Below are 12,915 nucleotides of genomic sequence, written 5' to 3'. Positions count from 1 at the left end.
GCGGGGCCACGCAGCACCACACCGAGGAGAAGTGTCGTGTCCGCAGCCAGTCCGAATCTCCGTCCAAATCCCCATCCGCAGGCCCGGCCCGAGCCGGACCAGGTGCTGGTCGACATCGCCGACTATGTGACCCGGTACCAGGTCAAGAGCGCCCTCGCCTACGACACCGCCCGCAACTGCCTGATCGACACGCTCGGCTGCGGCCTCGAGGCGCTGTCCTACCCCGCCTGCACCAAGCTGCTCGGCCCGATCGTGCCTGGCACCGTCGTGCCGCACGGCGCCCGGGTCCCCGGCACCCAGTTTCAGCTCGACCCCGTTCAGGCCGCCTTCAACATCGGCACGATGATCCGCTGGCTGGACTTCAACGACACCTGGCTGGCAGCCGAATGGGGCCATCCGTCCGACAACCTGGGCGGCATCCTGGCCACCGCCGACTGGCTGTCGCGCCAGCGCGTCGCGGGCGGCAGGAAGCCGCTGACGATGAAGGACGTGCTGACCGCGATGATCAAGGCCCACGAGATCCAGGGCTGCATCGCGCTGGAGAATTCGTTCAACAAGGTGGGGCTGGACCACGTGGTGCTGGTCAAGGTCGCCTCCACCGCCGTGGTCGCGCAGATGCTGGGCCTGTCGCGCGACGAGATCGTCGATGCGCTGTCGCTGGCCTGGGTCGACGGCCAGAGCCTGCGCACCTATCGGCATGCGCCGAATACCGGCAGCCGCAAGAGCTGGGCCGCCGGCGACGCCACCAGCCGCGCGGTGCGGCTGGCGCTGATCGCCAGGACCGGCGAGATGGGGTATCCCTCGGTGCTGACGGCCAAGACCTGGGGCTTCTACGACGTGCTGTTCGACGGCAAGCCGTTCCGCTTCCAGCGCCCGTACGGCACCTACGTGATGGAGAACGTGCTGTTCAAGATCTCGTTCCCGGCCGAATTCCACGCGCAGACCGCGGTCGAAGCCGCGATGACGCTGCACGGGCTGCTGGACGGCATGGGGCGCACGGCGGCCGAGATCCGGCGCGTGACCATCCGTACCCACGAGGCGTGCCTGCGCATCATCGACAAGAAGGGGCCGCTGGCCAATCCGGCCGACCGCGACCACTGCATCCAGTACATGGTGGCGGTGCCGCTGCTGTTCGGGCGGCTGACCGCCGAGGATTACGAGGACAGCGTCGCCGCCGATCCGCGCATCGATGCGCTGCGCGAAAAGATCGCCTGTGTCGAGGATGCCGGCTTCACCGCCGACTATCACGATCCGGACAAGCGCTCGATCGCCAACGCGCTGACGGTCGAACTGACCGACGGCACGGTGCTGCCCGAGGTGGCGGTCGAATACCCGATCGGACACCGGCGGCGGCGCGAGGACGGCATCCCGCTGCTGGTCGAGAAATTCCGCACCAATCTGGCGCGCCGCTTTCCGCCGAAACAGCAGCAGGCGATCCTCGACGTGTCGCTGGACCAGGCGGCGCTGGAGGCGATGCCGGTGCACGAGTACGTCGACCTGTATGTCATATAGCGTCGCCTCGGCATCGCTGGATGCCGCTCCGGCGCTTCGGGTCATCATCACCAGATGTGATTTGTTCCGCTCTTTTACTGGTATAGGATGCGCGAGGCCGAAGTGGCGTGCCGGTTGCCCGGGCCGGACGTGACGCATAAAGTAATGCTGATGCCGTCACGCCGGCGCCGCAGTCGCCGCCCGCCACGTCATGTCGATGCGCAGCGCAGTTCGCACAACGTCCGCACGAAGTCCCGCAAATAGCACCTCTTCGATTGGAGTCAGGCAATGCCCCACAACTTGAACGACACGCTCAAAGAATTCCAGATCGGCCCTTCCGCGAAGGGACAGTTCTACTCGCTGCCGCAGTTGGGCAAGACCCTGGGCGTCGCCATCGAGCGCCTGCCGGTGTCGATCCGCCTGGTCCTCGAATCGGTGCTGCGCAACTGCGACGGCAAGAAGGTGACCGAGGAACACGTGCGCCAGCTGGCCAACTGGGACCCGACCGGCGCGCGTGTCGACGAGATTCCCTTCGTGGTCGCGCGCGTGGTGCTGCAGGACTTCACCGGCGTGCCGCTGCTGGCCGACCTGGCCGCGATGCGCAACGTCGCCGAGAAGATGGGCCAGAACCCGAAGAAGATTGAGCCGCTGGTGCCGGTCGACCTGGTCGTCGACCACTCGGTGCAGGTCGACCACTTCCGCGAGAAGAAGGCGCTGGACCTGAACATGCAGCTCGAATTCCAGCGCAACAACGAGCGCTACCAGTTCATGAAGTGGGGCATGCAGGCGTTCGACACGTTCGGCGTGGTGCAGCCCGGCTTCGGCATCGTGCACCAGGTCAATCTCGAATACCTGGCGCGCGGCGTGCACCGCAAGGACGGCATCTACTACCCGGACACGCTGGTCGGCACCGACTCGCACACGACCATGATCAACGGCATCGGCGTGGTCGGCTGGGGCGTCGGCGGCATCGAGGCCGAGGCAGGCATGCTGGGCCAGCCGGTCTACTTCCTGACGCCCGACGTGGTCGGCGTGGAGCTGCAGGGCCGGCTGCGCGAAGGCGTCACCGCCACCGACCTGGTGCTGACGATCACCGAGATGCTGCGCCGCGAGAAGGTGGTCGGCAAGTTCGTCGAGTTCTTCGGCGAAGGCACCGCCAGCCTGTCGGTGCCGGACCGCGCCACCATCGGCAACATGTCGCCGGAGTACGGCGCGACCATGGGCTTCTTCCCGGTCGACGAAAAGACCATCGAATACTTCCGCGGCACCGGCCGCACGCCCGACGAGATCGCCGCGTTCGAGGCGTATTTCCGCGCCCAGGAGCTGTTCGGCATCCCGCGCGCCGGCGAGATCGACTACACCAAGGTGCTGACACTGGACCTGTCCACGGTGGCGCCGTCGCTGGCGGGCCCGAAGCGTCCGCAGGACCGGATCGAGATCGGCAACGTCAAGCGGACCTTCGCCGACCTGTTCAGCAAGCCGGTCGCCGAGAACGGCTTCAGCAAGGACCCGGAGGACCTGGAGCGCGTCTACAAGACCTCGGACGGCATTCCGGTGCGCAACGGCGACGTGCTGATCGCGGCGATCACCTCGTGCACCAACACCTCGAACCCGAGCGTGATGCTGGCCGCCGGCCTGCTGGCCAAGAAGGCCGTGCAGGCGGGGCTGCACGTGGCGCCGCACATCAAGACCTCGCTGGCCCCCGGCAGCCGCGTGGTGACCGAATACCTGAAGGCCGCGGGCCTGCTGCCGTATCTGGAGAAGCTCGGCTTCGGCGTCACCGCCTACGGCTGCACCACCTGCATCGGCAATGCCGGCGACCTGACGCCGTCGCTGAACGAGGCCATCGTGCAGAACGACCTGGTGGCCGCCGCGGTGCTGTCCGGCAACCGAAACTTCGAGGCGCGCATCCATCCGAACATCCGCGCCAACTTCCTGGCGTCGCCGCCGCTGGTGGTGGCCTACGCGATCGCCGGCAACATCCTGTGCGACCTGATGACCGAGCCGCTGGGCAAGGGCAAGAACGGCCGCGACATCTATATCGGCGACATCTGGCCGACCTCGGACGAGGTCAATGCGCTGATGCGCTTCGCGATGGACGAAGAGACCTTCAAGGACAACTACGAGAAGGTCAAGAAGCCGAGCACGCTGTGGGGCAAGATCAAGGGCACCTCGGGCCAGGTCTACGACTGGCCCAAGTCGACCTATATCGCGCAGCCGCCCTTCTTCGAGAACTTCACGATGGAGCCCGACAGCGGCGCGCGCAGCATCCGCGGCGCCCGCGCGCTCGGCATCTTCGGCGACTCGGTGACCACCGACCACATCTCGCCCGCGGGCTCGATCAAGGACACCTCGCCGGCCGGCAAGTACCTGCTCGAGAACGGCGTGCTGAAGGCCGACTTCAACAGCTACGGCTCGCGCCGCGGCAACCACGAGGTGATGATGCGCGGCACCTTCGCCAACGTGCGCATCAAGAACCTGATGATCCCGCCGCGGGAAGACGGCACGCGCGTCGAGGGCGGCTACACGCTGTTCCAGCCCTCCGGCGAGCAGCTGTCGATCTACGACGCGGCGATGAAGTACATCGCCGAGGGCACGCCGACGGTGGTGTTCGGCGGCGAGGAATACGGCACGGGCTCGTCGCGCGACTGGGCCGCCAAGGGCACGCAGCTGCTGGGCGTCAAGGCGGTGATCGCGCGCAGCTTCGAGCGGATCCACCGTTCGAACCTGGTCGGCATGGGCGTGCTGCCGCTGCAGTTCAAGGGCGAGGACAGCGCGCAGTCGCTGGGACTGACCGGCACCGAAACCTTCGACATCGAAGGCATCGAGGGCGAGCTGCGGCCACAACAGGACGTCACGCTGGTGATCCACCGCGACGGCGGCCAGACCCAGCGCGTGCCGCTGCTGCTGCGCATCGACACGCCGATCGAGGTCGACTACTTCAACCACGGCGGCATCCTGCCCTTCGTGCTGCGGCAGCTGCTGGTGGCGTAAACGCCGCGCCATGAAGGCCGCGCCATGGCCCCCGGTGGCATTCGCCGCCCGGGGCGATGGCGCGGTCATCGCCTTGTCATGACTCCGTCATCGCCGCTTCATGGCCGCTGCATGGCCGCTTCATGGCCGCTGCATGGCCACTTCATGGCCGCATGTAAGTTCCACGCAAGCCTGCGCTGCCACACTCGGTCTCATCCATAGAACAGCGCGGCCCCGCCCTGGCGGCCGCCAACGAGACCTGGGAGACAAGCATGGCCAAGATCCTGATCGCCTTTATCGTCATCGCCGGCGCCGCCCTGATGCTGCTGATGCAGGGAGGCGGCGACGTCTCGATGGGTGGCGAGCAACACGGCACCGAGACCCACGCGCCGGCCTCGGGCGAGGCCAAGACCCAGAAGTGACCGGGCAGCCCTGACGGGCTTGTGGCAAGGCGGACACCGTTCCGATGCGTCGCCCGGCGGCACCGCGCCGGTCCGGCAGGCACCTGCCGTATCGCTTGCGGATGCGCACTCCATGCGGGCGATGCCGACACGCCGACGATGCGGCGCATGGCACATCCATCAGGGTTTGCCCATGTGTTGGCTGGGCCGTGTCAACGCAACGAGTAGAATACCGTTTTACCGAAAAACGGATGAACTCAGCATATGGCAGGTTTTCGCCCCAAGGCCTCTCAACGACTGTCGCCGGACGCCGAGCGTCTCGTCGCCGACGCGCTCGCACTCGATGCGTCGGGTAGCCGCATGGAGGACGCGTATTGGGAACGGCGCCTATCGCAACGCCTGGGCCGGCTGCTGAAAAACGGCAGCCAGTCGGCGCTGGACGCCGCGCTCGAGCATCTGTTCAAGCACAACGTCGACGCCTCCGACGTCCTCGCCGAGCAGGCCGAGACGCTGGCCGAGTCGGCCACCGTCGAGATCGACGGCGTGCGTTACGACGCGCTGCTGATCGCGGCGCCGATTCTCGCCCACACCCGCTACGCGATTCCGTCGGGCGCGCTCAAGCCCGAGCAGGCGCAGACGCTGGCCGTCCACCTGCAGGCCCATGTAGTGGCCTCGAATGCCCGCATGGCGCTGTCGCCGTATCTGTACAGCATCGACCAGTTGCCGCGCACCCATAGCGACACCTTCGCGCTGACCCACAAGCTGATCTCGGCCGCGCTGGCCGGCGTCGCGCCCAAGGTCGATCTGCGCGACCTGCCCGAGACCGCGCCCATCCTGGCCGATCCGCGCTATCTGCTGGCGGTGGTGGTCGCCGAGCACGAGCAGCCGCTGTTCCGCTGGCAGGAGGAATCGAAGGAGCACCATGCCGAGCGCTCGGTGTGCCTGGAGCAATGGCGCACCCAGGTCCAGCCCTCGCTGGCGCTGCTGCTGCCGGGCTGCGAGTTCGAGCTGCTGCTGCCCGACGCCTTCTTCCTGTCGTGCCGCGAGTCGGACAAGAGCATCCGTCCGCTGACCGTGCGCGCGGCGGTCAACTATCTGTGCGGCACGCTCGATATCACGGCCGGCCAGCTGGCGGCCGTCACCGCGGCCTTCGGCGAGGACGAGGTCGAGGAATACCGCGTCGCCTTCACGATGCGCGGCGAGAAGGACGTGATCTACGGCATCGTCTGGCCGGTCTACGGCCGCGAGTCGGGCGAGATCGACGACAGCGGGCAAGGCAATCCGCTCGAACAGATCTGCGAGGAACTGCGCAACGCCGGCGTCGACGACATCTTCCGCCACGCCTCGCTGTTCGATCCCGAGTACTGCGAGGACTGCGGCACGCCGCTGTACGCGGACCGTTCCGGCGAGATCGTGCACGCCGAGCTGCCCGAGGACGCGCCGACGCAGCAGCCGCTGTTCCACTGAGCCGCGCGAGGCGGCAACGGAACGACCCGACGGCCCGCAACCTTGCGGGCCGTTGTCATTGCGGCGTGGCTCGTTGAGACGCGGACCGTTGCCCTTGCGCCGGGCCCGTTGTCATTGCGGCGCCGGCCCCTCGCTGACGCAGCGCCACAGCGGGTGGCCCGAGGCCTGGTACTTGCGCTCGAACGGCGTCATCGGCTGCGCCGGATGCCAGGGCTCGGTACGGGCGGGCCGGCCCACCAGCGCCAGCGCCTGCGCGAATTCGTCGATATACACCGGCCAGTTGCTGCGGCACTCCAGATAGTCACCGCAGGCGGCCAGCGCGGGAAACACCGCATGGCCGTGCCAGCGCCGTCCGAGATGCCCGATCTTGGGCCAAGGATTGGGATACAGCACGTAGTGGCGCGACACCGCGATGCGGTCGCGCTGCAGCAGGCGCCAGACGTCCACCAGATCGGCGCGCGCCCAGACGAAGTTGTCGGGCAGCGCGCCCTGCCACCAATCCTTGCCGGCGGTCAGCCGCTTCTCGGACTGATCGACGCCGATGACGAATTGGTCCGGAAAGGCCTGCGCCAGCCGCAGCGTGCTTTCGCCGACGCCGCAGCCGGCATCGAGGATCAGCGGCGCGCCGCCGGCGGCCTGCCAGCTGGCCAGCGCCGCGTCGAGCGCGCGCCGGCTGACCTCGCCGATCGGCTTGCGGAACGGTTCGGCGAGATGGCGGGCGACGCGGGTGGCAAGCTGGTGGTGGGCATCGGTCTGGGCCGACGCGATCGAGCGGGAGTTGGCGAACATGGGCGCGATTTTACCGGGCGGGCTCCGGCGGGCGCTCGTTGGTGGACGTGCTTTGGTGTTTCGGTGTTTCGGTGCTTCGGTGTTTCGGTGTTTCGGTGTTTCGGTGTTTCGGTGCTTCGGTGCTTCGGTGGATGGGCTTCGGTGGGACGCGCGTCGGTTCGGGCGCGCCGTGCCTGCGCGACCGCGCCTGCGGTCGCCATAAGCATATGACGCACGCATCGCACGCCGGCCGCGATTTATCGGCACAATGCGCACGAAGCCATCCGCGAACCCGCCTGCCCGGCGTGGCCGCCGTCCTCCCCAATGCGTCGATGTGTCGATGCGGGGACCGGCAAGCCCGCCTCGCGCGCAGGCCCGTACCAGGAGCCAAGCAACGATGCCGCACCGCCACCGCCCCCTTCACAAGTCCCGCCAGACGACCCCCGCCCAACCGTCCCGCCGCGGCTGGCTGCGCACCAGCGCCGCGCTGCTGGCCACGCTGGGCGCCAGCGCGGCCTTCACGCTGCTGCCCGCGGGCGCCGCCCAGGCCGAGGACCTGCGCATTGGCCTGGCGGCCGACGTCACCTCGATGGACCCGCACTGGAACAACGCCGGGCCCAACAACGCGATCGCGCTGCATATCTTCGAGTCGCTGGTGTTCATGGACAAGAACGCCCGCTATATCCCGGGCCTGGCGTTGTCGTGGAAACCGATCGACGCCACCACCTGGGAAATCAAGCTGCGCCCCAACGTCAAATGGCACGACGGCTCGCCGTTCACCAGCGAGGACGTCAAGGCGTCGCTGCAGCGCCCCGAGAAGCTGACCAACGCGCCGGGCTCGTTCACCAGCTACACCAAGCCGATCGCGCGCATCGACACGCCGGACCCGCTGACGGTGCGGCTGACCATGAACGTGCGCAACTACGCCAACCTCGCCAACGACCTGAACAGCGTGCCGATCATGCCCAAGCGCATCGCGGCCACGCTGAATCAGACCGACTTCGACAGCGGCAAGGCGATGATCGGCACCGGGCCGTTCAAGTTCGTCCGCTTCGCGCGCGGCAGCGAGATCGTGATGGAGCGCAATCCGGACTACTGGGGTCCGAAGCCCGAGTGGGACCGCGCGGTGTTCCGCATCATCACCGACAGCGGCGCGCGCACCTCGGCGCTGCTCGCCGGCGATGTCGACGTGATCGAAAGCGTGCCGTCGGCCGACGTGGCCAAGCTGAAGAAGGACGCGCGCTTTCGCATCGAGCAGCAGGTCTCGTGGCGCACGATCTTCTGGCAGATGGACCAGTGGCGCGACGATCCGCCCTATGTGACCGACCGCGCCGGCAAGCCGCTCGGCAAGAACCCGTTCAAGGATGCGCGCGTGCGTGCCGCGATCAGCCATGCGCTGAACCGCGACGCGATCGTCTCGCGCATCATGGAAGGCCTGGCGGTGCCGGCCTCGTCGATCGTCTCGCCGCAGATCTTCGGCCATCCGGGCACCAAGCCGGACGCCTACGATCCGCAGCGCGCCAAGCAGTTGCTGGCGCAGGCGGGCTATCCGAACGGCTTCGGCCTGACGCTGCATGCGACCAACAACCGCTATCTGAACGATGCCGCGGTGGCGCAGGCCACCGCCAGCATGCTGACGCGCATCGGCATCCAGACCAAGGTCGAGACGATGCCGGTGGCGGCGTACTTCACGCGCGCGCGCCAGGGCGATTTTTCCTTCCAGATGCTGGGCTGGGGCTCGGCCGCGGCCGACGTCGCGCTGCGCTCGATCACGGGCACGCCCGATCCCAAGACGGGCTACGGCACGTGGAACTGGGGGCGCTACAGCAATCCGCAGCTGGACAAGCTGATCGAGACCTCGCTGACGACGATCAGCAGCGACAAGGCGCGCGAGGAGAACGCGCGCAGCGCGGCCAGGTTCGCGCTGGCCGACCACGCCATCATCCCGTCGCACAGCCAGCTGGCGATGTGGGCGATGCGCAAGGGCGTACGCTACGAAGCCCGCACCGACGAATGGTCGCTGGCGCAGTTCTTCCACAAGGAATAACGGCAGGCGGGAGGAACCACCTCGCTCTCCCCGACTCTCCCACCCCTCTCCCCCCTGATCGGGAGAGGGAGAACCCCTGAGCAGAAATCCGGCGAGAGGCGCCCCTCTACCGCGCGCGGGAGAGGGGCCGGGGGAGAGAGCCGCGGCTTAAATCCGCAGCCGCTCTTCCTGCCGCGCATTCGCGCGGCGCAAGCCCTTGACCCACTGCCGCGCCGGCAGCCCGGTCGCTTCCTGCACCACGCGCGCGCGCTGGTCCAGGGTCTCCCAGTCGATATCGATCGCCGGCCCGTTGAAGGCCAGCGCGATCACGTTGCCGTCGTGCACCTCCGGGAACACCAGCACGCGGTCCTCGAACGCCTCGCAGATCCGCACGATGTTCTTCGGGAAGCTGTCGTGGTCGCCGAACAGGTTGATCGTCATCACGCCGGGGGCCTTCAGCACGCGCCGGCAGGCCTTGTAGAAGGCCGTGGTGTCCAGCACCGGACCGCGCGCGGTGGCGTCGTACAGATCGACCTGCAGCACGTCGTGCGCGCCAGTGCTGGCGGGGTCCATCACATAGTCCCAGGCGTCCTGCTCGCGTACCGTCAACCGCGCATCGTCCTCGCGCAGGCCGAACATGCTGCGCCCGGCGACGATCACGGCCGGATTCAGTTCGACCGCGGTCACGCGCGCCCTGGCGAAATGCCGATGGCAGAACTTCGTCAGCGAGGCCGCGCCCAGCCCAAGCTGCGCGATATGGAAGTCGCGCTGCGACGGCGACAGGAACAGCAGCCAGGCCATCATCTGCTGCGCGTATTCGAGCTCGATCGCGTCGGGCTTGCGCAGCCGCATCGCGCCCTGCACCCACTCGGTACCGAAATGCAGGTAGCGCACGCCATTCCATTCGGAGAAGGTCACCGGCGCAAAGCGCGGCGTCATCCGTTTCTCGTCGCGGCGATCCTCCGCCGCACCGAGATCGGAGGCAGTGTCGCGATCGTGGCGGCGCGCATTGCGCTCCCGTTCGCCGCGCGCGGGACGGCGGGAAGCCACGGCTTCGATCGATTTTCGTTTCAACAGGGTCATCAGTCAGCAATGCGGCAGGCTACGGAAAGACAGCCCGGGTCCAAGGCGTCCAAGGAGTCCGACGGGCGGTCCGCGTCAAATCACGGCCGCGATTGTGACAGAAGCGCGCGCCACAGCTGCAGCTTCTGCTCGAAGGTGCGCGCGGCATGGGCGGGGCTCGACGAGGGCAGCACCACGGTCTCGTAGCCGGCCGCGGCGAATTGCGGCGCGAAGCGGCCGGATGTGCCGCCGTTGAAGCCGACGCGGCGCAGCGCCGGTGCAAGCTGCCGCAGGCGCTCGAAATCGTTCGCCTGCGGATGGCGGATATTGGAATCGAGGCTGCCCGGGCGCACGCAGGCGCCCAGCACGTCCCAGATGCCGACGCGATGTGCCAGCACGCGCGTCAGCCGCTCGGCATAGGGCAGCTCGGGCAGCGGCTCGCCAAGCAGCGCCCCCAGCAGCGGCCAGAACTGGTTGCGCGGATGCGCGTAGTACTGGCGCGCCGCCAGCGAGGCGGCGCCCGGAAAGCTGCCGAGGATCAGCACGCGGGTATGGCGGTCGATCACCGGCGGCAGACCTTGCTGCAGGTCCGCCGGTACCTCCGGTGTTGCAACGGGCGTTGCACCGGGTAGTGCCCCCGCTGCCGCCTCCGGTCGCGCCGCCCCTGGCGCCCCACGCCGGGCCGGCATCAGGCCAGCAGCTTGTTGATCCGCTGCACGTAGGCCGCCGGATCCTCCAGCATGCCGCCTTCGGCCAGCAGCGCCTGGTCGAACAGCACGTGCACGCGGTCGGCGAAGGCATCGGCATCGCCATCGGCCCCGGCGCCCGCGAGCTGGCGCAGCTTGCCGACCAGCGCATGCGACGGATTCAGTTCGAGGATCGGCTTGGTCTGCGGCGCCTTCTGGCCGGCCTGCTTCAGCAGCCGCTGCAGATAGCCGCTGATCTCGCCCTCGTCCGACACCAGGCACGAGGCCGAGTCGGTCAGGCGCAGCGTCACGCGCACGTCCTTGGCCTTGTCGGCCAGCACTTCCTTCGCGCGCGTCAGCACGTCCTTCCATTCGTCCTCGGCCTTCTGCTGCTCGGCCTTTTCCTCTTCGTCGGCCAGCGCGCCCAGGTCCAGGCCGCCGCGCGCGACCGACACCAGCTCCTTGCCGTCGAACTCGTTCAGGAAGGACAGCATCCACTCGTCGACGCGGTCGGTCAGCAGCAGCACCTCGATGCCCTTCTTGCGGAACACCTCCAGATGCGGGCTGGCCTTGGCGGCATTCCACGTGTCGGCGGTCACGTAGTAGATCTTGTCCTGGCCTTCCTTCATGCGGCCGACATAGTCGGTCAGCGACACGGTCTGCTCGGCCGAGTCCTGGTGCGTGGAGGCAAAGCGCAGCAGCTTGGCCAGCCGCTGCTGGTTGGCCGTGTCCTCGCCCAGGCCCTCCTTGAGCACCTGGCCGAACTGCTGCCAGAAGCTCGCGTACTTGTCGCGCTCGGCCTGGTCCTCGCTGTCGGCCATCGCCTCGAGCATCGACAGCACGCGCTTGGTGCTGCCCTCGCGGATCGCCTTGACGTCGCGGCTTTCCTGCAGCAGCTCGCGCGAGACGTTCAGCGGCAGGTCGGACGAATCGATCACGCCCTTGACGAAGCGCAGGTAGTTCGGCAGCAGCTGCTCGGCGTCGTCCATGATGAAGACGCGCTTGACGTACAGCTTCAGGCCGCCGCGATGGTTGCGGTCCCACAGGTCGAACGGCGCGCGCGCCGGGATGTACAGCAGCTGCGTGTATTCGTTGCGGCCTTCGACGCGGTTGTGCGTCCACGCCAGCGGCTTCTCGTGGTCGTGCGCGATGTGCTGGTAGAAGGCGACGTACTGCTCGTCGGTGATGTCGCTCTTGGCGCGGGTCCACAGCGCGCTGGCCTGGTTGACGCTCTCCCACTCGCCGGTGCGCTTGTACGCGCTGGTGTCGGCGTCCCAGACCTCCTTGGGCATGCGGATCGGCAGCGAGATATGGTCCGAGTACTTGCGGATGATGTCCTTGAGCTTCCACGCCGACAGGAAGTCGTCCTCGCCCTCGCGCAGATGCAGCGTGATGGCGGTGCCGCGCTCGGCGCGCTCGATCGCATCGACGGTGAACTCGCCGTCGCCGCCGCTCTCCCAGCGCACCGCCTCGGAGGCGGGTACGCCGGCGCGGCGGGTCTCGACCGTGACGCGGTCGGCGACGATGAAGGCCGAGTAGAAACCGACGCCGAACTGGCCGATCAGCGCGGCGTCCTTTTGCTGGTCGCCCGACAGCTGCTCGAAGAATTCCTTGGTGCCCGAACGCGCGATCGTGCCCAGGTTGCGGATCGCCTCGTCGCGGCTCATGCCGATGCCGTTGTCGGTGATCGTGATGGTGCGGGCCTTGCTGTCGGTCTCGATGCGGATCGCCAGGTCGGCGTCGTTCTCCAGCAGCGCGGGATTGGCGATCGCCTCGAAGCGCAGCTTGTCGGTGGCATCCGAGGCGTTCGAGATCAGCTCGCGCAGGAAGATCTCCTTGTTGCTGTACAGGCTGTGGATCATCAGATGCAGCAGCTGCTTGACTTCCGCCTGGAAGCTCATCGTCTCGTGCGTGGCGTTCATGGTTCTCCTCGTGAATGGATCCGGGCGCCGCCGCCGCGCAGGGCGGCAGCGCCATCGTGCAATTCGCGTCGCCGCGGCGGGCTTGGCATGGCGCTGGGCCAGGGCCGGCATGGCCGCGC

9 protein-coding genes are annotated in these 12,915 nt (G+C 67.8%); 5 read left to right on the top strand and 4 right to left on the bottom strand.

Features of this window, described 5'->3' with window-relative positions; genetic code table 11:
* Positions 1-36: 36 nt before the first annotated feature.
* The 4 genes from AC6EI8_RS18395 (at position 37) to AC6EI8_RS18380 (ending at position 6,332) form a co-directional block, all read left to right on the top strand.
* On the top strand, positions 37-1,512 hold the full coding sequence (locus tag AC6EI8_RS18395) for a bifunctional 2-methylcitrate dehydratase/aconitate hydratase (RefSeq protein ID WP_149316985.1): 1,476 nt from the start codon (positions 37-39) through the stop codon (positions 1,510-1,512).
* 267 nt (positions 1,513-1,779) lie between these two features.
* Entirely contained in the window at positions 1,780-4,485 is a 2,706-nt protein-coding gene (gene acnA / locus AC6EI8_RS18390; protein WP_149316984.1) for an aconitate hydratase AcnA, read from the top strand.
* Between the two features lie 251 nt (positions 4,486-4,736).
* Positions 4,737-4,886, top strand: a complete 150-nt coding sequence (locus AC6EI8_RS18385; protein WP_170265902.1) for a hypothetical protein — start codon at positions 4,737-4,739, stop codon at positions 4,884-4,886.
* A 243-nt stretch (positions 4,887-5,129) separates the two neighbouring features.
* A complete protein-coding gene (locus AC6EI8_RS18380) occupies positions 5,130-6,332 on the top strand; it encodes a DUF2863 family protein (RefSeq protein WP_006579014.1) in 1,203 nt (400 codons plus the stop codon).
* Between the two features lie 111 nt (positions 6,333-6,443).
* On the opposite strand, the gene trmB is transcribed toward AC6EI8_RS18380, so the two are convergent.
* Positions 6,444-7,121 (bottom strand): tRNA (guanine(46)-N(7))-methyltransferase TrmB, encoded by a 678-nt coding sequence (gene trmB, locus AC6EI8_RS18375; protein ID WP_498382555.1) that lies wholly within the window; start codon positions 7,119-7,121, stop codon positions 6,444-6,446.
* Between the two features lie 376 nt (positions 7,122-7,497).
* Here trmB and AC6EI8_RS18370 point away from each other — a divergent pair, with 376 nt between their 5' ends.
* Positions 7,498-9,147, top strand: coding sequence for an ABC transporter substrate-binding protein (locus AC6EI8_RS18370; protein ID WP_498382554.1), 1,650 nt, complete (start codon positions 7,498-7,500; stop codon positions 9,145-9,147).
* A gap of 147 nt (positions 9,148-9,294) precedes the next feature.
* Here the strand turns inward: AC6EI8_RS18370 and AC6EI8_RS18365 are convergent, their stop codons facing one another.
* The 3 genes from AC6EI8_RS18365 to htpG all read right to left on the bottom strand — a co-directional run bounded on the left by AC6EI8_RS18365 (position 9,295) and on the right by htpG (position 12,796).
* On the bottom strand, positions 9,295-10,209 hold the full coding sequence (locus AC6EI8_RS18365) for a class I SAM-dependent methyltransferase (RefSeq protein ID WP_498382553.1): 915 nt from the start codon (positions 10,207-10,209) through the stop codon (positions 9,295-9,297).
* 80 nt (positions 10,210-10,289) lie between these two features.
* Positions 10,290-10,877, bottom strand: coding sequence for a DNA-deoxyinosine glycosylase (locus AC6EI8_RS18360; RefSeq protein ID WP_498382552.1), 588 nt, complete (start codon positions 10,875-10,877; stop codon positions 10,290-10,292).
* On the bottom strand, positions 10,877-12,796 hold the full coding sequence (gene htpG, locus AC6EI8_RS18355) for a molecular chaperone HtpG (RefSeq protein WP_226107495.1): 1,920 nt from the start codon (positions 12,794-12,796) through the stop codon (positions 10,877-10,879). The genes AC6EI8_RS18360 and htpG overlap by 1 nt, the downstream gene beginning before the upstream one ends.
* Positions 12,797-12,915 lie beyond the last annotated feature (119 nt).

It is taken from the genome of Cupriavidus sp. R6-3 (genome assembly GCF_059772245.1).
The sequence above is the reverse complement of the archived record's forward strand: the minus strand, read 5'-3'. Positions and strand labels throughout refer to the sequence as shown.